Source organism: Thauera butanivorans (genome assembly GCF_048398245.1).
Lineage (GTDB): Bacteria > Pseudomonadota > Gammaproteobacteria > Burkholderiales > Rhodocyclaceae > Thauera > Thauera butanivorans.
In genome coordinates this window covers 3776401-3798189 of the sequence record NZ_CP183038.1, presented here as the reverse complement: position 1 = coordinate 3798189, position 21789 = coordinate 3776401, and the positions used below count along the sequence as shown (strand labels likewise).

Annotated in this window: 19 protein-coding genes; 15 read left to right on the top strand and 4 right to left on the bottom strand. The window is 65.1% G+C overall.

The window, feature by feature from the left end; all coding sequences use genetic code 11:
- Positions 1–5: 5 nt before the first annotated feature.
- The gene (locus ACNQFN_RS18290; RefSeq protein ID WP_418647203.1) at positions 6–1175 is read right to left on the bottom strand and encodes a pyridoxal phosphate-dependent aminotransferase; all 1170 of its coding nucleotides are present in this window, start codon (positions 1173–1175) and stop codon (positions 6–8) included.
- Between ACNQFN_RS18290 and ACNQFN_RS18285 the strand changes: the two genes are divergently transcribed.
- Genes ACNQFN_RS18285 through ACNQFN_RS18275 form a run of 3 tightly spaced genes read left to right on the top strand, consistent with a single transcriptional unit; the run spans position 1167 to position 4595 of the window.
- Entirely contained in the window at positions 1167–1622 is a 456-nt protein-coding gene (locus tag ACNQFN_RS18285; RefSeq protein WP_418647202.1) for a PP0621 family protein, read from the top strand. The genes ACNQFN_RS18290 and ACNQFN_RS18285 overlap by 9 nt on opposite strands.
- Before the next feature lies 1 nt (position 1623).
- Positions 1624–3192, top strand: a complete 1569-nt coding sequence (locus ACNQFN_RS18280) for a sensor histidine kinase (RefSeq protein WP_418647201.1) — start codon at positions 1624–1626, stop codon at positions 3190–3192.
- Positions 3189–4595 carry a sigma-54-dependent transcriptional regulator gene (locus ACNQFN_RS18275; protein ID WP_418647200.1) on the top strand — a complete coding sequence of 469 codons (1407 nt, stop codon included), beginning with the start codon at positions 3189–3191 and terminating at the stop codon, positions 4593–4595. The genes ACNQFN_RS18280 and ACNQFN_RS18275 overlap by 4 nt, the downstream gene beginning before the upstream one ends.
- Positions 4596–4598: 3 nt before the next feature.
- Here ACNQFN_RS18275 and ACNQFN_RS18270 read toward each other — a convergent pair whose 3' ends face one another.
- Positions 4599–6008, bottom strand: a complete 1410-nt coding sequence (locus ACNQFN_RS18270; protein WP_418647199.1) for an MBL fold metallo-hydrolase RNA specificity domain-containing protein — start codon at positions 6006–6008, stop codon at positions 4599–4601.
- 67 nt (positions 6009–6075) lie between these two features.
- Positions 6076–6891, bottom strand: coding sequence for an outer membrane lipoprotein-sorting protein (locus ACNQFN_RS18265; RefSeq protein ID WP_245650964.1), 816 nt, complete (start codon positions 6889–6891; stop codon positions 6076–6078).
- Positions 6892–6936: 45 nt separating this feature from the next.
- On the opposite strand from ACNQFN_RS18265, the gene ACNQFN_RS18260 reads away from it, so the two are divergent.
- Positions 6937–7686, top strand: coding sequence for an ABC transporter ATP-binding protein (locus ACNQFN_RS18260; RefSeq protein ID WP_068638450.1), 750 nt, complete (start codon positions 6937–6939; stop codon positions 7684–7686).
- Between the two features lie 8 nt (positions 7687–7694).
- The gene (locus ACNQFN_RS18255) at positions 7695–9020 is read left to right on the top strand and encodes a DUF1302 family protein (RefSeq protein WP_068638452.1); all 1326 of its coding nucleotides are present in this window, start codon (positions 7695–7697) and stop codon (positions 9018–9020) included.
- Here the strand turns inward: ACNQFN_RS18255 and ACNQFN_RS18250 are convergent.
- Positions 8993–9814: an N-acyl amino acid synthase FeeM domain-containing protein gene (locus ACNQFN_RS18250; RefSeq protein WP_418647198.1), complete on the bottom strand. Its 822-nt coding sequence runs from the start codon at positions 9812–9814 to the stop codon at positions 8993–8995. The two genes, ACNQFN_RS18255 and ACNQFN_RS18250, sit on opposite strands and share 28 nt — an antisense overlap.
- A 286-nt stretch (positions 9815–10100) precedes the next feature.
- Between ACNQFN_RS18250 and ACNQFN_RS18245 the strand changes: the two genes are divergently transcribed.
- The 10 genes from ACNQFN_RS18245 to ACNQFN_RS18200 all read left to right on the top strand — a co-directional run bounded on the left by ACNQFN_RS18245 (position 10101) and on the right by ACNQFN_RS18200 (position 21787).
- Positions 10101–10679 (top strand): XrtA/PEP-CTERM system exopolysaccharide export protein, encoded by a 579-nt coding sequence (locus ACNQFN_RS18245; RefSeq protein ID WP_245650966.1) that lies wholly within the window; start codon positions 10101–10103, stop codon positions 10677–10679.
- Between the two features lie 79 nt (positions 10680–10758).
- Complete coding sequence (locus tag ACNQFN_RS18240; RefSeq protein ID WP_418647197.1) at positions 10759–12306, top strand: XrtA system polysaccharide chain length determinant; 1548 nt, start codon at positions 10759–10761, stop codon at positions 12304–12306.
- Between the two features lie 14 nt (positions 12307–12320).
- Positions 12321–13259 (top strand): XrtA-associated tyrosine autokinase, encoded by a 939-nt coding sequence (locus tag ACNQFN_RS18235; RefSeq protein ID WP_418647196.1) that lies wholly within the window; start codon positions 12321–12323, stop codon positions 13257–13259.
- Positions 13260–13272: 13 nt separating this feature from the next.
- Entirely contained in the window at positions 13273–14754 is a 1482-nt protein-coding gene (locus tag ACNQFN_RS18230) for a TIGR03016 family PEP-CTERM system-associated outer membrane protein (RefSeq protein WP_418647195.1), read from the top strand.
- An 11-nt stretch (positions 14755–14765) separates the two neighbouring features.
- Complete coding sequence (locus ACNQFN_RS18225) at positions 14766–15836, top strand: XrtA/PEP-CTERM system-associated ATPase (RefSeq protein ID WP_418647194.1); 1071 nt, start codon at positions 14766–14768, stop codon at positions 15834–15836.
- The gene (gene wecB / locus ACNQFN_RS18220; protein ID WP_068636910.1) at positions 15833–16993 is read left to right on the top strand and encodes a non-hydrolyzing UDP-N-acetylglucosamine 2-epimerase; all 1161 of its coding nucleotides are present in this window, start codon (positions 15833–15835) and stop codon (positions 16991–16993) included. Before ACNQFN_RS18225 ends, wecB begins: the two co-directional genes overlap by 4 nt.
- 1 nt (position 16994) lies before the next feature.
- Positions 16995–17834: an XrtA system polysaccharide deacetylase gene (locus ACNQFN_RS18215; protein ID WP_418647193.1), complete on the top strand. Its 840-nt coding sequence runs from the start codon at positions 16995–16997 to the stop codon at positions 17832–17834.
- Between the two features lie 16 nt (positions 17835–17850).
- Positions 17851–18903: a FemAB family XrtA/PEP-CTERM system-associated protein gene (locus ACNQFN_RS18210; RefSeq protein ID WP_418647192.1), complete on the top strand. Its 1053-nt coding sequence runs from the start codon at positions 17851–17853 to the stop codon at positions 18901–18903.
- Positions 18904–19073: 170 nt separating this feature from the next.
- Complete coding sequence (xrtA, locus tag ACNQFN_RS18205; protein WP_418647191.1) at positions 19074–20606, top strand: exosortase A; 1533 nt, start codon at positions 19074–19076, stop codon at positions 20604–20606.
- Positions 20603–21787 carry a TIGR03088 family PEP-CTERM/XrtA system glycosyltransferase gene (locus ACNQFN_RS18200; RefSeq protein ID WP_418647190.1) on the top strand — a complete coding sequence of 395 codons (1185 nt, stop codon included), beginning with the start codon at positions 20603–20605 and terminating at the stop codon, positions 21785–21787. The genes xrtA and ACNQFN_RS18200 overlap by 4 nt, the downstream gene beginning before the upstream one ends.
- Positions 21788–21789: the final 2 nt, after the last annotated feature.

The following is a 21789-nucleotide window of genomic DNA, read 5'->3' as shown; positions in this document are numbered from 1 at the left end:
CGGAGTCAGGCTGTGCCGAAGGCGGCGTCGAGTTTTTCGCAGGCGGTGGCCAGCGTCGCTTCGTTCTTGGCGAAGCAGAAGCGCACCACCTTGTCGTCGTGGCCGTCGGCGAAGAAGGCGGACACCGGGATGGCGGCGACGCCGACTTCGCGGGTCAGGTATTCGCAGAAGGCGGTGTCGCCCAGGTCGGAGACCGCGTCGTAGCGGGCGAGCTGGAAGTAGGTGCCGCGCGAGGGCAGCAGCTCGAAGCGCGAGCCGGCCAGCCCGCTGCGGAAGAAGTCGCGCCTGGCCTGGTAGAAGGCGGCCAGGCCGGCGTGGCGCGAAGCGTCGGCCATGTAGTCGGCGAGCGCGAGCTGCACCGGCGTATTCACGGTGAAGACGTTGAACTGATGCACCTTGCGGAATTCCGCCATCAGTTCGCGCGGCGCGACCACGTAGCCGACTTTCCAGCCGGTGATGTGGTAGGTCTTGCCGAAGCTCGAGACCACGAAGCTGCGCTCGGCGAGTTCGGCGTGGGCGGCGCAGCTGGCGTGGGCGACGCCGTCGAAAACGATGTGTTCGTAGACTTCGTCGGCGACGATGATGATGCCGGTGCCGCGAACCAGCTCGGCAAGGCGGTCGAGGTCGGTGCGCTGCCAGACGGTCGCGGTCGGGTTGTGCGGCGTGTTGATCATGATCATGCGGGTGCGCGGCGTGATCGCCGCCGCCACCGCCGTCCAGTCCGGGCGGTAGTCGGGTGCCGCCAGCCGCAGCCGCACGGCCTTGCCGCCGGCCAGCTCGATCGACGGTACGTAGGAGTCATAGACCGGCTCGAACACGATCACTTCGTCGCCGGGATGCACGCAGGCCGCCACTGCGGTGAACAGCGCCTGGGTGGCGCCTGCGGTGATGGTGATCTCCGTGTCGACGTCGTAGCGCGTGCCGTACAGCGTCCCGATCTTGGCTGCGACGGCTTCGCGCAGCGGCAGGCAGCCGGCCATCGGCGGATACTGGTTGTGGCCGGCACGCATCCAGTGCGCGACGCGCTCGAACAGGATGTCTTCGGCGTTGAAGTCCGGGAAGCCCTGCGACAGGTTGATCGCCCCGCATTCCTGCGCCAGGCGCGACATGACGGTGAAGATCGTGGTGCCGACGGTGGGCAGGCGCGAGCAGAGCGGAGCGGGAAAGTGCGGCATGGCGGGCAGGAAAGCGGATGGAGCCGCCATTGTCGCAAAGAGCGCGCGGAGATGGCAGCCGCAGTGGCGGAGCGCAGTGGCGGGCCATGGCGACGAGCCTTGCCGGCAGGCCATGCAGGCGAGCCGTCGCAGCAGGGCGGCAAGGGGCGGCGTGCTAGAATCCGGCGCGTCTTCATCCTGTCCGGCGATGCCTTTTTCGCCTTGCCTACCGTGCGCAATCTGCTGATCCTCATTCTCGTCATTGCCGGCATCTGGTGGATCCGGCGGGCGATGGCGCGGATCGGGAAAAGGCCGCCCAGGGGTAAGGGGGGCCAGGCGGATGCCGCGGCCGAGCGCGTGCTGGAGTGCGCGCATTGCGGCATCAACGTGCCCGAATCCGAAGGCGTGCGCGAGCACGGCCGCTTCTACTGCTCCGATGCGCATCGGCTCGCCGGGCCGCGGGAGTGAAATGAGCGCGGCTGCGTCGATCGCCATCGAGCGTTCGCGCCTCGTCTCGCTGCATTTTCTCAACCTGTTCCGGCTGGTGCTGGCGGGGCTGTTCGTCGTCGCGGGCGAGGAGCTGGGGCTGGGAAGCGAGATGCCGGCGGTGTTTCGCGTCGTCGCGTACGGTTACGTGGCGAGCGCCTTGGTGCTCGGTTTCCGCGAAGTGGCCGGCTATCTGGGCGAATCGCGCGCGATCGCGCTGCAGGCCGTGATCGACGTCGCGGCGCTGTCGCTGATGATGTGGGCGAGCGGCGGCTACGGCAGCGGCCTGCCGGTGCTGATGATGGTGATGCTGGCCGGCGTCGGCCTGGTGGCGGAAGGGCGCATGGTGCTGTTCTTCGCCGCGCTGGCGACCATCGCGGTGCTGATCGAGAACGCATGGCGCCTGGCGGTCGGCGATCAGCCGGTCGATTTCCTCAAGGTCGGCATCTTCTGCACAGGTTTCTTCGGCATCGCCTTGATCGCCCGTCTGCTTGCCTCGCGGGCGCAGGCCAATGCCTCGCTCGCGGCGGAACGCGGCGAAGCGCTGGCCAAGCAGCAGGCGGTCAACGAACGCATCATCCGCGACATGCAGGATGGCGTGATCGTCGCCGACGCAAAGGGTCGCGTGCTGCAGTCGAACCCGCAGGCGGCCGTGCTGCTCGGCATGACCGCGTCCGCTGCGGGCTCGCTCGAAGGGCTGCAGCTGCTGGACGTCGATCCGGTGTTCGACGAACTGATGTGCGGACGCCATCCGGATGGCCGCCTGCTGCGCATCGGCCCGGGCGGACGCCTGATGCGCTGCCGCGTGGTGTATGGCGAGCAGCAGGGTGCCGAGGGGGGCGGCTTCCTGATCTACCTGACCGACTTCGAGGATATCCAGCGCGGGCTGCAGCAGACCAAGCTGGCGGCGCTGGGGCGCCTGACTGCCAGCATGGCGCACGAGATCCGCAACCCGCTGTCGGCCGTGACCCAGGCGGCCGAGTTGCTGCGCGACGAGAAGCGCGGCGAGATGCAGGGGCGGCTGGTGCGCATCATCAACGACAACGCGCATCGCATCGAGCGCATGATCCGCGACGTGCTGGCGCTCGGCCGGCGCGAGCAGGCGCTGCCCGAAGCGCTGCCGCTGGCGCAGTTCGCCGCCGAAGTGATCGAGGCGCGGGCGTTCAGCGATCCCGCCGAGCGCGATCTGTATGCGATCGAGATCGAGCCCTCGCTCAGTTTCGCCATCGACCGGGCGCATCTGCACCAGATCCTCGACAACCTGCTGGCGAATGCGCGGCGCTACTGCTCGGGCAAGCCTGCGGCCGTACGCCTGCATGCGGTGGCCTTGGCGGGCGAGCGCGTTGCGCTGCATGTGCGCGACGATGGCCCCGGGCTCGACGAGGCCACGCGCCTGCATCTGTTCGAACCTTTCTTCACGACCCATGCCAAGGGCACCGGCCTGGGGCTGTACATCGCACGCGAGCTGGCCGAGGCCAACGACGCCACCCTCGAACTTGCGGCGAACGGCCCGGGTGCGGATTTCGTCCTTGAAGGGCGCCAGAAACCATGAGCATCCACGAACGCCGCCACCGTCCTGCATCCGTCGACGTCCTCGTCGTCGATGACGAGGACGACATCCGCGAACTGCTGGAGCTGTCGCTGCTGCGCATGGGGCTGGGCTGCGACACGGCCGGTTCGGTGGCCGAGGCGCGTGCCTGCCTGGAGCAGCGGCGCTACCGCCTGTGCCTGACCGACATGCGCCTGCCCGATGGCGAAGGCTTCGAGCTGGTCGAGTACATCCAGCAGCATCTGCCCGGCCTGCCGGTGGCGGTGATCACGGCCTTCGGCAGCATCGACACCGCGATCCGCGCGCTCAAGCTCGGCGCCTTCGATTTCGTCACCAAGCCGATCGAGCTCAAGGTGCTGCGCGAACTCGTCAGCCATGCGCTCAAGCTCGAACCGGGCGCCGGGGCGGATGCGCCGGATGGACGCAGGCTGATCGGCGCCTCGCCGGCTTTCCAGCAACTGCGCAGCCAGGCCGAGAAGCTGGCGCGCAACCAGGCGCCGGTGTTCATCCACGGCGAGTCGGGTACCGGCAAGGAAGTCATCGCCCGCCTGATCCACGCGCTCGGCGCGCGCGCCAACGGGCCGTTCGTGCCGGTCAATTGTGGTGCGATCTCGCCCGAGTTGATGGAAAGCGAGTTCTTCGGCCATCGCAAGGGCAGCTTCACCGGCGCGGCCAGCGACAAGGAAGGCCTGTTCCAGGCCGCTCGCGGCGGCACCCTGTTTCTCGACGAGATCGGCGAGCTGCCGCTGCCGATGCAGGTCAAGCTGTTGCGCGCGCTGCAGGAGCGGGCCGTGCGCCCGGTCGGTGCGCATGCCGAGGAGGCGGTGGATGTGCGCATCCTGTCTGCTTCCCACCAGGATCTGGCGCGGCTGGTGGCCGAAGGCCGCTTTCGCCAGGATCTGTTCTTCCGCATCAACGTGATCACGCTGCGTGTTCCGCCGCTGCGCGAGCGCAGCGAGGACATTCCCGCGCTGGCCGAACACATCCTCGCCCGCGTCGCCGAGCGCGAGGGTACGACACCGCGCCGCCTGTCGCCCGCGGCGCAGGCGGCGCTGCAGCGCCATTCCTTCCCGGGCAACGTGCGCGAGCTGGAGAACCTGCTCGAACGCGCCTGCGCCTTGTGCGAAGGGGACGAGATCGGTGTCGAGGACATCGACCTGTTGCCGGTGGAGTTTGCGTCGCCGGTGGCGGCCGTACCTGCAGCGATGTCCGGTCCCGGTGCAGCAGTGGAGCCGGGCATGGCTGACGTCGGTGGCTACGATCCCGAGGCTGATGGCGAGATCGAGCGTCTGCGCGTGCTGCAGGCGCTGGAGCAGACACGCTGGAACCGCAGCGCGGCGGCGCGCAAGCTCGGCATGACGCTGCGCCAGTTGCGCTACCGGCTGCAGAAGTGGGGCATGGAGTGATGTTCAGGCCTGTACACGGACCTTGCCGTCGGTCGCGTGGATGAGGTGCGCGGCGAAGGCGGCGCGGACTTCGTCTTCGCCATGCACCAGCCGCACTTCGGCCGGGAGATGGCGCATGCGGGTGATGAAGCGGGTCAGATCGTCCCGGTCGGCATGCGCCGAGTAGCCCGACAGCGTGTCGATGCCGGCACGGATGCCGATGCGCTGGCCGTCGATATCGACGTAGCCGCCGCGCGGGCCGAAAGCCTGGATGGCGTGGCCCGGCGTGCCGCGCGCCTGGTAGCCGACGAAGACGACGTTGTGGCGGGCGTCGCCGAGCATGGCCTTGAGGTAGTTCATCACCCGTCCGCCCGCGCACATGCCGCTGGCGGCGATGACAACGGCAGGTTCGCCGCTGCGGGCGAGGCGCTGGACGTTGGCGAGATGGGCGTCGTGGCCGTCGATCGCCACCAGCTGTGCGTAGCTCAGCGGCTGGCGCCCGGCGCGTAGCCGCGCTTTCGCCTCGGCGTCCCAGAAAGGCTGGAGTTCGCGATAGAGCTGGGTGAAACGGCTGGCCAGTGGCGAGTCGAGATGGATCTTCAGCGCTTCCCAGCGTGCGGCATGGCGCCCGGGCTTGCGGCGCTGGCGGTGCAGGATGTCCTCGAACTCGTACAGCAGTTCCTGGGTGCGGCCGATGCTGAAGGCCGGGATGATCACCGTGCCGCCATCTTCCAGGGCGCGTTCGACCACGCGGCACAGGCGTTCGCGGCGATGCCGCCTGTCCTCGTGGATGCGGTCGCCGTACGTGCTTTCGAGCACGACGAGATCCGCCTGCCAGGGTGGGCGCGGCGCGGGCAGCAGTGGCGCATGGGGCGCGCCGAGATCGCCCGAGAACAGCACCCGGCGCCGTTGCGGCCAGGCTTTGCCGGAGAGGTCGAATTCGACGTAGGCCGAACCCAGGATGTGGCCGGCACGCTGCAGCCGGACCCTGCAGGTGGTGTCCGCACCGCGGTAGAGCGTGTGCCATTGGCGGTAGGGCAGGGGGCGGATGCGCGCCTCGACCATCTGCAGGTAGCGCTCGACCAGTGCCCTGTCGCGGGTCACGCCGACCTGGAAGGCGTCGGCAAGAACGGTCGGCAGCAGGCGCGCAGAGGGTTCGCTGCAGAAGATCGGTCCGCGGAAGCCGGCGGCCAGCAACCACGGCAGGCGGCCGCAGTGGTCGATATGGACGTGCGTCAGGACCAGTGCGCCGATGTTCGACACCGGAAAGGGAATGTCGAGCCGGTCTGCGCCGGCACTGCCGTCGGGAGAGGTTTCCGCGCCCTGAAAGAGGCCGCAGTCGATCAGGACGCTCTGGTCGCCGTCGATGAAGAGCTGGTGGCAGGACCCGGTGACACCGTGCCGTGCGCCGTGATGGAGGATGCGGGGGTTCATGCGGCGATTCCATCTGTCATGAATCCCGGCTTGCTACCGGGATGGCCCCCTCGGCGCCTCGCCGGCGTCATTGTTCGAGGCGGCGCAGGTATTCGCGTGTGAACATGCGCTCGGGCAGGTCGCGGACGTTCATCGTTTCGTAGGTGAGGATGGAGACTTCACCGCGCTTGAGGGCGTCTTCCATCACCAGGCGGGTGGGGCGCAGGCGGCCGGCCAGCTCCTTGAAGTCCTCGTAGAGGGCAGTCTTCAGCAGGCGTCCGGAGAGCGCATAGAACTCGGCCTTCAGCGGGCGCTTGTCCTGCTCGGCGATCCAGTATTTGACCCTCGAATAGGTGACGCTGCGATCCACCGCGACGAGGTCGAGCACGATCGCCGGCTGCCCGTCCAGCGTTTCCTCGCCGATGATGCTGGGCGTGTAGTCGCCGGCGAAGTTGGCACGGGCCAGGTCGCCGTTGGCCACCTGGCCGGTGAGGCGCTGAGCCAGCGACAGGCGCACGGGCTGGGAGACGCTGGGCATGAAGATCCACAGATCGCGGCCCCGCATCAGCAGCGCCTGGCCGCGCTCGGAGGCAGGCTCGGTGGTCAACACGATGGTGTTTTCGTTGCCGCGCGACAGGATGCGGAACTTGCGCTGATCCGTCTGCTGACCGTCGCTCAGGTTGCGGATGGTGATTTCGGTCTGGAAGCTTTCGCGCGGGAAGCGGATTTCGTCGGCATGCTTGACCATTTCGATGGCTTCGGGCGTCGCCGCGGGGGCCGCCGCCGATCGTGCGTCCGGATCCTGGGCATGCGCCTGCATCCAGGCAGGCAGCAGCACGGCGCCGGCCAGCAGGCCGAGCATGCTGCGGCGCAGTCGGCGTTCATGATTCATCGCTTGGCTCATGGATGCTATCCTCTTGGCGGTTTTCATCAATTCGTCACCATCCAGATGGCTATTGTTCGGGTCGAAAACGTCAGCAAACACTATCGTCTGGGTGATCAGGACGTGAAGGCGCTGACCAATGTGTCGCTCGCGATCGAGCCCGGCGTCTTTCTGGCCATCGCCGGTCCGTCCGGCAGCGGCAAGTCTACACTGCTGAACATCATCGGTTGCATCGATACGCCGACTTCGGGGCGCGTCATCATCGACGGCCACGACGTATCGGGAAGGACGCCGGACCAGCTTGCCGACGTGCGGGCGCGGACCATCGGCTTCATCTTCCAGACCTTCAATCTGCTGCCGGTGCTGTCGGCGGCGGAAAACGTCGAATACCCCTTGCTGCAGCTCAAGGAGCTGTCGAAGGCCGAGCGGCAGGAGCGGGTGAAGCATTATCTCGAGGTCGTCGGCCTGAGCAAGTACGCCTCGCACCGCCCCAACCAGCTGTCGGGCGGGCAGCGCCAGCGCGTGGCGATCGCGCGCGCGCTGGCGACGCATTCCAAGATCGTGCTGGCCGACGAGCCGACCGCCAACCTCGACAGCAAGACGGGGACGAGCATCCTGAAGCTGATGCAGCGGATCAATCGCGAATCGGGCACCACCTTCGTCTTTTCCACCCACGATCGAAAGGTCATGAACATGGCGGACCGCCTGGTGCGCATCGCGGACGGTGAAATCACCGCGCTGGGCATGCGATCGGACGACCAGTGGATGTTCGTCCAGGATCAGCGCCCCAAGGGCGAAGTCGAGCCTGAAGTCTAGGAGTATTCATGTCTGTGATTCGACGCGCCGCGCTGGCGCTCGCCTGTGCCTCCTTCGCCCTGTCCGGATTCGCCGCCGAGCAGGCGGTGGAGGATGCCGAACTCGATGCCTTGCTGGATCTCGGGGCCGCCAGCGAAAGCGGCTCCGGCATCCGTTTATCGGGCTACGGCGAACTAGGTGCTGCCTATACCTATGCCGACGACGAGCGCTGGTCGCGGCTGCGCGCCCGGCTCGAGCTGGCCGCCAGCGGCAGGCTGGGGGAGCGGGCGCGCTGGAAGCTGTCCGCACGGGCCGATGCCGACGGTGCTTTCGATCTCGAGGATGACTACTATCCGTCCGCCGTCCGCAGGGATCAGCGCCGTGATGCCATCCTGCGTGAAGCCTGGGTCGATTTCGGCGCGGGCGACTGGGAGTTCCGGCTCGGCCGCCAGCACATCATCTGGGGTGAGATGGTCGGCTTCTTCTTTGCCGACGTGGTGTCCGCCCGCGACATGCGTGATTTCCTGCTGCCCGAGCTCGAGGCCATGCGCATCGCCCAATGGGCTGCGAGGGCGGAGTACTTCGGCGGGGAGACGCATTTCGAGATGATCTGGATTCCGAGTCCGAGCTACGACGACATCGGCAAGCCGGGTTCGGATTTCTACATGTATCCACGTCTGCCTGCCGGTACCCGGGTGAAGGAACGGGAGCCCTCGGACAGCCTTTCGAACAGCAATTGGGGCCTGCGGATCTCAAGGCTGATCGGCGGCTGGGACATGAGCGCGTTCTACTATCGCAGCAGCGACATCACGCCCACGCTGGGCCTGAACCCCGCCACGACGGGGCTCGAACTGACGCATGAGCGGATTCGCCAGATCGGCGGCACGTTCAGCAAGGACATGGGCAGCTTCGTCCTCAAGGGCGAAGCCGTGCATACCAGCGGCCGCAGCCTCAACACCTTCCTGGAGGATGGGAGGATCGGTCTGGAGAAGACCGACATGCTCGACTACGCCTTCGGCGTGGATGTTCCGTACCGGGATGTGTGGCGCTTCAACCTGCAATACTTTGCCCGCTGGCTCGACAGGCACGACGAGCGGATGGAACTCGATCGCGAGGAGCGCGGCGTGACTTTCCAGGTCGTGCGCGAAATCGGCAGCACCGTCGAACTCGAGCTTCTTGCCGCAGCCAGCCTCAATCGCAGCGATTACATGCTGCGTCCCAAGCTGAGCTGGAAATTCGCGCCTGAATGGCGCGCCACTGCGGGCATGGACATCTTCCATGGACCCCAGCAGGGCATGTTCGGCCGCTTCGACGAGCGGGACCGCGTTTATATGGAAGTCCGGCGCTGGTTCTGAATCGGGCTGGACGCCACCAGCGCGCGCTGAAGTGCTTCGAGTTCGGCGCGCCTCTGGAACATCCGGTAGAAGCTGCGCGAATCGTCATCGGAGCGGCCGGCATGCGTGTCGATCAGATGATCCAGCCGTTGCTGGCAGAGATGCATCAGCACTGCAGGGGCGCCGACTCGCGGGCAGATCTTCTCCGGGCCGACCATCTGATAACCCAGCAGGCGCCGATAAAAGCCGGCATGGCGCGGATGGACCTCGATGAACACGTCGGTGACGCGGTAGGTCAAGCGGGCGATGATGTACAGGATCTGCATCATGCCTGCCAGGGCTTCATGCGAACTGTGCTCGGGATCCATCGCCAAGCGTGTGATTTCGCACACTTGGCCGCCGTTTTCGCGTGCCGCGTCGATTTCGGCGCGATAAAGTGTGTCTGCTAGGAGGCCTCTGCCTGCGTCAAGGCATAAAGTCAAAGTGGCGACGGCGTGATCGCCCTTGCAGGCTGCGACCGTGATGTCCCGCTCGTCCAGGCTTTCACCCTGGCCGTAGGGGAAAAGGCCGCGTGAGGAGTACATTCGCTCGATGAGCCGAGCCGTGTTGCGCTTGAGTGCCTCCGTGCCGTTGGCGATGCGGAGTTCGTAGCCATCCCGGATCAGCCTGAAATCGGGGTTCAGGCGAAAGGAGTCTGCTGGGTGCTGTGATTTCCAGGCCGGTGCCGGATTCAGGGTGGTGCCGGGAAAGAGGGCGAGTGCATGATGTGAGCGGGTCGCCAGGTCAACGGCGCGGCGCTGAGAGGAAGCGTCCATGGGTAGTGCGATCCTTCGCGTTCGTTCGTTCGATTACGCCCTTGTCCTAGGTTGGCGCATGTTCGGTGTCGACTTGCTTCTTCGAAAACCCCGGCACTCTAGCCAGCAGACGCACACAGCAGTGTAAGGGATTGTGTGCATTTGTTCCTCGGAACATATTACACAGCTTTGTAGCATTTTGCTGGGGCTTGTCGTCGTATCATAGCGGGCTATGAATCCTGGGAGGAACTAGAACATGATCCGGAAGTCTTCGAGTGTGCTCGCCTGGGTGTGGCGCGCTGTGTTCATGCTGGCTGCAGGGGCGCTGCTTTCCGCCTGCGCAAGTTCGTATCCGCCGGCGCCGGCTGCCGCTGCCGACTCGGAGTACAACTACGTGATCGGGCCGGGCGACAACGTCAACATCGTTGTCTGGCGCAACCCCGAGTTGTCGATGTCGGTTCCTGTGAGGCCTGATGGCAAGATCACCACGCCGCTGGTCGAGGATCTGCCTGCAATGGGCAAGGATGCCTCCACGTTGGCACGAGACATCGAGCAGGAGCTCGCCAAGTTCATTCGCGATCCGGTGGTGACCGTGATCGTCACCGGTTTCGTCGGCCCCTACAGCGAGCAGATCCGGGTGATCGGCGAAGCGGCCGAGCCCAAAATCTTGCCTTACAACCAGAAGATGACGCTTCTCGACGTCATGATCGCCGTCGGCGGCATGACGGAGTTCGCCGATGGCAACAACGCGACCATCCTGCGTACCGCCGAGGGCAACAAGCAGTACAGCGTCCGCATCCGTGACCTGGTCAAGCGCGGCGATGTCTCGGCAAACGTCGAGATGCGTCCGGGCGACGTCCTGATCATCCCGCAAAGCTGGTTCTGATTCGCCAGTCCGCCAACCTCCGGAGTCCGCTCGGCGCGCCTGCGCCCGGTGGCGGACTTCGTGTCGATGAAGAAATCTGATGGAAGAGCTCGTAACACAAATCGTCGGTTACCTGCGCGGCATGTGGCGCTTTCGCTGGTGGGGGCTGGCATTCGCATGGGTTGTCGGGCTTGCTGCCGGGGTGTTCATCTATCTCATGCCCGATCGGTACGAGTCGACGGCACGTATCCACGTCGATACCCAGTCGGTGCTGCGGCCGCTGATGTCCGGCCTTGCCGTGCAGCCCAACATCGACCAGCAGATTGCCATGCTGAGCCGGACATTGATCAGCCGGCCCAACGTCGAGAAGCTGATCACGATGGCGGATCTGGATCTCGACGTGCGTACGCCCGAGCAGCGCGAGGCGCTGATCGGCAGGCTCATGAAGGATCTGCAGATTCGCTCGGCGGCCAGCACCAACCTCTTCATGCTCGCCTATTCGGATACGCGGCCGGACCGTGCCCAGCGCGTCGTTCAGTCCCTGGTTTCACTGTTCGTCGAATCAGGGCTGGGTGGCAAGCGCCAGGATTCAGATGCCGCACGTCGCTTCATCGAAGAGCAGATTCGCAACTACGAGCAGAAACTGGTCGAGGCGGAAAATCGCGTCAAGGAGTTCCGTCTGCGCAACATGACGTTGCTCGGCGATGGTGCCAGGGATTACGTCGCGCAAATCGCCATGATCACTGGGCAGCTTCAGCAGGCTCAGCTCGAATTGCGCGAAGCGGAAAATGCACGTGATGCGATGCAGCGCCAATTGGTGGGCGAGGAGCCCGTCCTGCTGCCGCAGACTCCGCCCAACTCTGCAGTCTCGATTCCGGAGATCGATGGTCGTATCGATGCGCTGCAGCGCAATCTCGATGATCTGCTGCAGCGCTACACCGAACAGCATCCCGATGTGATCGGAGCACGCCGCGTCATCGAAGAGCTCGAAGGGCAGAAGCGCAAGCAGATCGAGGAGATGCGCGCACTTGGCGGCGGCTCCCAGTTCGGGGCGCTGAACTCCAATCCGGTTTTCCAGCAGATGAAGCTGGCCCTGGCCGAATCCGAATCCCGCGTCGCCTCGATGCGCGCGCGCGTCGGGGAGTACCAGGCCCGCCTGGATCAGTTGCGCGAGCTTGCCAAGCGCGTGCCCGAGATCGAGGCCGAACTGGCACAGCTCAACCGCGACTACGCCGTGCATAAGACCAATTACGACAGTCTCGTGGCACGGCGTGAGTCGGCCACGATGTCGGTCGAGATGGATGCCCAGGGCGGGGTCGCCGATTTCCGCGTGATCGATCCACCCACGCTGCCCACCAAGCCATCGGCGCCGAACCGCGTCCTGCTGCTGCCGCTGGCGGCACTGGCCGGCCTGGCTGCGGGGTTTGCGCTGACTTTCCTGGTCAGCCAGTTGCGTCCCGCATTTGCCGACGGACGCAGCCTGCGCGAGATCACCGGGCTTCCGGTCCTGGGGGCGGTATCCATGCTGCAGACGGCGGAACGCAGGAGCAAGCGGAAACGTGGGTTGGCGGCGTTCGGCAGCGGACTCGTTGCGTATGCCGCGAGCTTTGCCATTGCTGTTGCGGTACTCAAACTGATCCAGGGCTGAATGGAAACGAAACGATGAGTCTTATCGAAAAAGCGGCACAACGCCTTGACCAGTTGAAGCAGGCCTCGGGCGAGTCCGCAAGCGAGTTGCCGGCCCAGCCCTCTGCGGTCGACAAGCCCGAAGCCGAAACGGCTGCCATCCGGTCGTCCGAAGTGCCCAAGGCAGCTGCTGGCCACGCATTCAGCCGCGTTGTGTCGCGGGTTGCGCAGATCGACCTGCAGCGCTTGCATTCCCTCGGCCTGGTGACGCCCGATCATCCTCGCAGCAGCATCGCCGAAGAGTATCGGGTCATCAAGCGCCCCTTGTTGCGCAATGCCACGGCAACCGGTGCGGCCAAGATCGACGACGGCAACCTGATCATGGTGACCAGCGCCTTGCCGGGTGAAGGCAAGACCTTCAATGCGGTCAACCTCGCCATCAGCATGGCGATGGAGCTCGATTACACGGTCCTGCTCGTCGATGCGGACGTGTCGCGCCCTTCGGTGCTCAGGCAGCTCGGGCTGCCGCCGGAGAAGGGCCTGATGGACGTGCTGGCCGGGGACGTCACCGACCTCAGCGAAGTCCTGATGCGCACCAACATCGAGAAGCTCTCGATTCTGCCCGCGGGCATGCCGCATCAGCGTGCGACCGAGCTGCTTGCATCCGATGCCATGACGCGCCTGCTCGAGCAGATGGCGAGCCGTTATCCGGACCGGATCATCGTGTTCGATTCGCCGCCTTTGCTGGTGACCACCGAGTCGCGCGTGCTGGCGACGCACATGGGGCAGATCGTCGTGGTGGTGGAAGCCGAACGCACCACGCATGCCACGGTCAAGCAGGCGCTCTCCACCATCGAAAGCTGCCCCATCAAGCTGATGGTGCTGAACAAGTCCCGGGGGCAAGGGGCTGATTCGATCTATGGTTATGGCTATGGTTACGGGTATGGCGACGCACTGCGTGAGCAGGCGGCTTGAGATGCGTACACGGATGACGCCTGCGCTGTCTACGCTCGCGCTTGCCGTGTTCATGACGGCGCCGGCGGCTGCGCAGACGGTGAGCATCACGCCCAGGCTCGATACCGGCCTGACATGGACGGACAACGTTGATGCCTCGGACGCCAACCCCCGGAAGGACTGGGTCGCTGAAATATCGCCGGGTATCGGAGTGTCGCGGGAGTCCGGACGTTTTCGCGGCTACCTGAATGCCAGTCTGCGCAACCTGGTTCATGCTCAGGCAACCGACAAGAACGAGACCTATCTGGCCTTTCGTGGCAACGGCGAGTTCGAGGCCATCGAGGACGCGGTGTTCATCGCGCTGGCGGGCTCGATCAGCCGTACCGATACTTCGGCATTCAGCCGCCGTGGCGGCGGCGATTCGCTCAGTGCGGACAAGGCTGACGAAACGCGCATGTGGTCGATCGCGCCGCGTTACCAGTTCAGGTTCGGCGATGCGGGCATGGGCCGTCTGGGCTATGAATCCCGCTGGCTGCGGGGCGGCAGTGGGACCCTGGCAGATACTCGGCAGGAGCGCTGGACACTGGCGGTATCCGATCCAAGTGCCTTGCGCCTTTTTGGCTGGGGTATCGATCTGGCGCGCACCGACACGACCTTCGAACAAGGTTCAGGCCGGGACGTCACCCAGGAAATCGGCCGCGCCACCTTGTTCGTCAATATCGATCCGCAATTCAGGCTGCGGCTGATCGGTGGCTATGAGTCCAACGACTATGATCTGGTCGAGGGAGAAGAAGGCTCCATCTGGGGGGCGGGTTTCGACTGGTATCCGACCGAGCGCACCAGCATTTCCGCCATTGCCGAGGATCGGATCTTCGGCACTGGCTACGACGTTCAACTCCAGCACCGCATGGCCCGGTCCACGTGGAATTTCTCGGCTAGTCGCGACATCTCGTCCACTCTCGACGAATTGGCGGGGGGAGAAGTGCTGGATCCGGTGTTCCAGCTTTTCTATCTCCTCACCGATCCGAGCCTGCCCGAAGCCGAGCGCATGCGGCTGGCTCGCACCGCTTATGAGCGTGCGGGCGGTGTCGGCATCCGTACCAATGCTTACTTCCTGCAACGTGCGATCGCTGCCGGCGTGTCTTTCACTGGTGCGCGAAATACCCTGTCGTTCTCTGTTCGGCGTGCCGAACGCGAGCGCCTGAATACTCTGGCAGGCTTCCTCGCTACCGACGATTTTGCCGAGTTTGATTACACCGATACGCGCTCGATGTCGGTCATGTTGCTGCACCGCTTGACGGGCACGTCGAACCTGAATGGCTCGATCACCCGCTCCAAGACCGAAGGCCAGGGGAGCAGCAATCGCGATGTCGATCGCCTGCTCTTCAATATCGGCATCACACGCCAGCTCAGCCCGGATACGACGGCCGGCCTCAATTATCGTCACAGCAAGACAACAGGCACGAACGACTACACCGAGAACTCCATCAGAGCCACTCTCGGAATGAGTTTCTGAGCGGATCGCAGATGTACGAATCATTCTTCAAGCTCAAGGGCAAGCCTTTCCAGCTCAACCCGGATCCGACCTTCTTTTATGGCAGCCGCGGCCACAAGCGTGCGATGGCCTACCTGGAATATGGTCTGCACCAGAGCGAAGGCTTCATCGTCATCACCGGCGAGATCGGTGCGGGCAAGACTACCATCGTGCGCAGCCTGCTCGAACAGCTCGACCCGGCGCAGGTCGTCGCGGCCAACCTCGTCAGCACCCAGATCGATGCCAGCGACATGCTGCGCATGGTCGCAGCGGCTTTTGGCGTGCCGGCCGGCAATCTGGACAAGGCCGGGCTGCTGCTTGCGCTCGAGACCTTTCTGGTATCGGTCGCTGCAGCCGGCAAGCGTGCGCTGCTGATCGTCGATGAAGCGCAGAACCTGACGCCGGCCGCGGTGGAAGAGCTGCGCATGCTGTCCAACTTCCAGCTCGAAGACCACGCCCTGCTGCAGAGTTTTCTGATCGGCCAGCCCGAGTTCCGCGAAATCATGCAAAGCGGCCGGATGCAGCAACTGCGCCAGCGTGTGATTGCCTCATACCACCTCGGGCCACTCGATTCGCAGGAAACCACGGGCTATATCGAGCATCGCCTCCGCCATGTCGGCTGGAGCGGCGACCCCATCTTCGAGTCCGGCGCCTACACCGCAATCTACGGCTATACGGGAGGCATTCCGCGCAAGATCAATACCTTGTGCGACAGGCTGCTGCTCGGCGCCTATCTGGCGGACCGCCATACGGTCAGCGAGGCCGACGTGCGCGAAACCATCGATGAACTGAAAGAGGAGTTCGCCGCCTCGCGCCCGTCGGATGCCGCAACGCCTGTGCAACTGCCCCAGGGCCTTGCGCTCGACCGGCTTGCGCTCGAGCGGCTGCAGGTATCGCCCGAACTCGTGAACCAGGTCGCGGAGATGGCCGCCAACACCGATATCCAGCGCATCGAGGCGCGCCTGACCAGTCTGGAACATTCGGTGTCCGCCACTCTGAACGTACTCAATCAGTTATTGCAGGCGGTGCGCAACGATGCGCCTGCCGAAGAGAAGGCCTCATGACCGTTTCCGCTTCATCCAGCGCGCCCGTCATCTGCGTCGTCGGCGCGCGCCCCAACTACATGAAGGTGGCGCCGATCATTCGTGCCTGCGCTGCCCATCAGCCGCCGATCCCGACGCTGCTGGTGCATACCGGCCAGCACTACGATCCGGCGATGAAGGATCGCCTCTTCGCCGATCTCGATCTGCCCGAACCGGACGTCAATCTGGCCGTCGGCTCGGGCTCGCACGCCGTGCAGACGGCCGAAGTCATGAAGCGCTTCGAGCCCGTCATCGATGAGCATGGTGCCCGGGCAGTGCTGGTGGTGGGCGACGTCAATTCGACGCTTGCCTGCGCGCTGGTGGCCAGCAAGCGCCACATCCCGGTGGTTCATGTCGAATCCGGCCTGCGCAGCAACGACCGCCGTATGCCGGAGGAAATCAACCGCATCCTGACCGACCAGCTCTCGGACATTCTGTACACCACCGAACGCAGCGCCCACGACAATCTCGTTCGCGAAGGGATTGCGGCCGAACGCGTCGTCTTCGTCGGCAACGTCATGATCGACAGCCTGCGCGCCAGCCTGCCCAAGGCGGTGCCGGCGGCCGATCTGCTTGCCGCAGCGGGCCTCGATGCCGGCCGGATCGCTGGCGGCTACGGCGTGGTCACCTTGCATCGGCCGTCCAATGTGGACGATGCCGACACCCTCGGCCCGATCATCGATGCGCTGAAACAGGTCAGCGCATCGTTGCCGCTGGTCTTCGCCCTGCATCCGCGCACCCGCAACAACCTCGAACGTTTCGGCATGCTCGACCGGGTGGAGCAGGGCAACTTCCTGCTCCTGCCGCCGCAGGGTTATCTCGAAATGCTCGGCCTGATGTCCGGCGCGCGTCTGGTGCTGACCGATTCGGGCGGCATCCAGGAAGAGACAACCGCGCTCGGCGTGCCCTGCGTCACGATCCGCGAGAATACCGAACGCCCGATCACGGTCGAGCAGGGTACGAATACGCTTGTCGGCATCGACCCGGAAGCCATCACCGTTGCCGCACGTGAAGTGCTGGGTACGGGCGGCAAGGCAGGGCGCATTCCTGAATTCTGGGATGGGCATGCCGCGGAGCGCATCGCTGCCCACCTGCATGGCTGGCTGGCGGCGGCCGAAGCCCATGCGACGAAGGCCTGACATGAACGATCGCATCACCAACGCCTTTACCTGCGACGTCGAGGACTATTTCCAGGTCTCCGCGCTGTCGCCGCATTTCCCGCGCGAAGGCTGGGACGCCGTGCCCTGCCGGGTCGAACGCAACGTCGACCGCATTCTCGAGATGCTCGATGGCCATGGTGCGCGCGGTACCTTCTTCACGCTCGGCTGGATTGCCGAGCGCTTCCCGCAACTGGTTCGCCGCATTGCCGACAACGGCCACGAAGTGGCCAGCCACGGCTACAGCCACGAGCGTGCCAGCGCGATGATGCCCGAAGCGTTTTCTGCCGACATCCGCCTGGCCAAGGCTGTGCTGGAAGACATCATCGGCCAGTCCGTCTCCGGCTACCGCGCGCCGAGCTTTTCGATCGGCACCGGCAATCTGTGGGCACACGACTGCATTGCCGAGGCCGGCTACGCCTACAGTTCCAGCGTCTATCCGGTCAAGCACGACCACTACGGCATTCCCGACGCGCCGCGCTTTCCGTGGCGGCTCGCCAATGGCCTGGTGGAAGTGCCGGTCACCACGGTGCGCGCCTTCGGCCGCAACTGGCCGGCAGGCGGCGGCGGCTTTTTCCGCCTGCTGCCATATTCGCTGTCGCGCTGGCAGATCGCGCGCGTCAATGCCGATGACAGGCGCCCGGCGATCTTCTATTTCCATCCGTGGGAAATCGACCCCGAGCAGCCCCGCGTACGGGAAGCCAGCGCCAAGACGCGCTTCCGCCATTACGTGAATCTGGAGCGCACCGCCGCGCGCCTCGACCGCCTGTTGTCCGACTTTGCCTGGGGGCGTGCGGATGAGGTTTTCCGCGACGCGGCCTGAATGGCTGGCAGAACAGGTGTACCGCATGCCAATCAAGGTCAAACCGCTTTCACCCGAGCACGCCGAGCGTTGGGACGCCTTCGTGCGTGAATGCCCGCAGGCGACTTTCTTCCACCTGTCGGCGTGGCAGGACATCGTGCGCACGGTGTTCCGTCATCGAACCTTCTTCCTGTTTGCCGAGCGCGACGGCGACATCATTGCCGTGCTGCCGCTGGCCGAGGTCAAGAGCCGGCTCTTCGGCCACGCCCTGACTTCGCTGCCGTTCTGCGTGTACGGCGGCATCGCCGCGGCCGAGGAGGCGGGCGACGAGGCCGTCGCCCTGCTCGAGCAGGAGGCTGACGCCCTTGCCCGCAAACTCGGCGTGCAGCATCTGGAATACCGCAATCTCGACCGTATTCGCCACGAGGACTGGCCGCGCCAGGATCTCTACGTGACTTTCCGCAAGGAAATCCTGCCCGAGGTCGAAGCCAACATGCTCGCCATTCCACGCAAGCAGCGCGCCATGGTGCGCAAGGGCATCAAGAACGGACTCGTCAGCCACATCGATGCGGACGTCGAGCGCTTCTTCGCGCTGTACTCCGACAACGTGCTGCGCCACGGCACGCCGGCATTGCCGAAGAAGTTCTTCCAGCGCCTGAAGGCCACGTTCGGCGATGATTGCGAAGTGCTCACCGTCACCGATGCCGACGGCCGGCCGCTTTCCAGCGTGCTCAGCTTCTACTTCCGCGACGAGGTGCTGCCCTATTACGCCGGCGACGATGTTGCCGCGCGCGAGCTCGCGGCCAACGATTTCAAGTACTGGGAGTTGATGCGTCGCGCCTGTGAGCGCGGCTGCAAGGTGTTCGACTACGGTCGCAGCAAGATCGGCACCGGCCCATACAGCTTCAAGAAGAACTGGGGTTTCGAGCCTCAGCCGCTGTCATACGAGTACCGCCTGTACAAGCGCGACGGCGTGCCGCAGAACAATCCGATGAACCCCAAGTACCGCGCCTTCATCGCTTTGTGGAAGCGCCTGCCGCTGGGCGTGGCGAACGCCATCGGCCCACACATCGTGCGCAACCTGGGCTGAGGGCGGGCAGGGCGAGAGGCGCTCTTGTCGTCAGCTTGCCGTTTGGGGCCTTGTTTCGTGGCTGTCCGGCGAGATCGGCAAGGCACGCTCAGTCGAACCCTGGAATGACTGGTTATCACATGGTGGCGATCGATGCAGTTGTCGTTGAGAGTGTTGGACGGGGGAGTGGTGTGAATCCTGACATCACCGCACGGCGCGGCCCGGGCCTGTCGGGCGTGGCCTTGGCGCTCGTCCTGGGACTGCTCTGGGTCGTGGGATGGTACTGGCAGACCGCGCGGGACATGGCCGGCATCTGGTGGCGCTCCGACACCTATGCGCATGGCCTGGTCGTGCTGCCGATCTTCGCCTGGCTGGTTTGGCGTGCGCGCGACCGCATGGCGGGCCTGGGGCCGCAGCCAAGCGGCTGGATGGCGCTGCCGGCGGCCGCGGCCGGCCTGCTGTGGCTGCTCGGCGGCCTGGCGAGCGTGGCTGCCGCCCAGCATTTCGCGCTGGTGACGATGCTGTTCTGCGTATTTCTCGGCAGCCTGGGCTGGAAGCTGGGGCGGGTGCTGCTTTTCCCCTTGTTGTTCCTGTTCTTCGCCGTGCCCATCGGCGATTTCATGCTGCCGACGCTGATGCACTACACGGCGGAATTCACCGTATGGGCACTGCGCCTGTCCGGCGTGCCCGTCTATCAGGAAGGCCTGCATTTCGTCGTGCCGAATGGACGCTGGTCGGTCGTCGAGGCGTGCAGCGGAAGCCGCTACCTGATCGCCTCACTGATGGTCGGTGCCTTGTACGCCTACCTCAACTACCGCAGCCTGCGGCGGCGTCTGCTTTTCATGCTTGTCGCGGCGATCGTGCCGATTCTGGCCAACTGGCTCCGTGCCTACATGATCGTGATGATCGGCTATCTGTCGGACAACACGCTGGCCGTCGGTGTCGACCACCTGCTGTATGGCTGGGTGTTCTTCGGCATCGTCATCTTTCTGATGTTCTGGATCGGGGGGCGCTGGCGGGAAGAACCGGTCTATCCAACACCACTGGCGGAGGCTGCGGATGCATCGGTTGCGGCACGACCCTGGGCTGCGGTGATGGTCCTGGCCCTCGCTGTGACGCCCTTTCCCGCCTTGCTGCGCGCGCTCGAAGCGCCGGTGGCTGCTTTCCCGGTGGCTTTGTCGGCGCCGGCGCCGGCTGCGGGCTGGTACGCGGAGGATGCGACGGCCATTGCTTATCGTCCGCACTATGCCGGTGCGCGGGTCGAAGCTTTCGGTGCTTACCGGGATGAGGCCGGCTCGCCGCCCGTCGGCTTGTCCATCGCCTGGTATTACGCGCAACGGGACGACAGCGAAATGCTCAAGTGGGGCAATGGCGTGGTATCGGCGCGGGAGGACGGCGTCGATATCCTGCGCCGCGAAGTGCGAAGCGTCGCCGGCGGGCTTGCGTTGGTGCAAACGCTGATCACCTCGCCCCAAGGCAACCTGCTGGTCTGGCATCTATATCGGCTGGACGGACTGAATTTCCATCGCGACAGCGAAGTCAAGCTGCGTCTCGCCCTCGAACGTCTGGTGGGCCGAGAGGACGCGTCGGCTGCCATCGTGCTGGCGACGCCAGTGGGAGACGACGCTGGCCGTGCGGGCCAGCGCCTGGAGGCTTTCCTTGGTGCGCATCTGGCGGCCATCGAAATGGCGGTGGACCGGACTGCGGAGAGTATTCCGGAATGAGCCTGCCGATGATTCCGTCCTCCGCAAGCGATGGCCGTCCGCTGGTGATGCACGTGCTGTACAGCTTCGATGTCGGCGGCCTCGAGAATGGCGTGGTGAATATCGTCAACCGCATGCCGGCGGAGCGCTTCCGCCACATGGTGGTCGCGCTCAGCCATTGTGCGGAGGGTTTCAGCAAGCGGGTGCAACGCGACGATGTCCAGTTCATCTCGCTGCACAAGCCGCCCGGCCATGGCGTCAAGCTGTATCCACGCCTGTTCCGGCTGTTTCGTGAGCACCGGCCGGCCATCGTGCATACACGCAACCTCGCCGCGCTCGAAGCCGCCGTGCCAGCCTGGGCGGCGGGTGTGCCGGCGCGTGTGCATGGCGAACACGGCTGGGATGTATCCGATCCCGGCGGCGTGCGGCGCAAATACCAACTCGTGCGTCGCGCCTACAGTCCTTTCGTTGCGCGCTATGTCGCGCTGTCGGGGCAGATCGAGCGCTATCTGGTCGAACGTGTCGGTGTGGCGGCGGCGCGCGTCGAGCGCATCTGCAACGGCGTGGACACCATTCGTTTCCAGCCGGCTCCGGGAGGCGTGCGTGTGCCGCTTGCGGACAGCCCCTTCGATACCCCGGATGCACTCGTCGTCGGTACCGTCGGTCGCTTGCAGGTGGTCAAGGATCAACTGAACCTGGTCCGTGCATTTGCCGTCGCGCGCAGGGATGGAGGCGAGGCTGCCGCTCGCCTGCGGCTCGTCATTGCCGGAGAAGGTCCGCTCAGGCCAGCGATCGAGGATGAGGTCAGGCAGCAGAACCTGGCCGATGTCGTATGGATGGCAGGCGAACGAAAGGATGTGCCTGAAGTGATGCGCAGCCTGGACATCTTCGCGCTGCCGTCCAGGGCGGAAGGCATTTCCAACACCATTCTCGAGGCGATGGCCAGCGGCTTGCCGGTGGTGGCGACCGATGTCGGCGGCAATGGCGAGCTGATCGAGGCCGGGCGCACGGGGCTTTTGGTGCCGGCAGAGGAGCCGGTCACGATGGCCGAGGCGCTGATGTGCTACGCTTCGAATGCTGCGCTGCAGAATTCACATGGACTAGCCGGCCGTCAACGGGTGGAGCAGGGCTTCAGCCTCGACGCCATGGTGGCGCGCTATACCGAACTTTACGAACGCCTGCTGCGACGGCGTTCGCCCTGAGG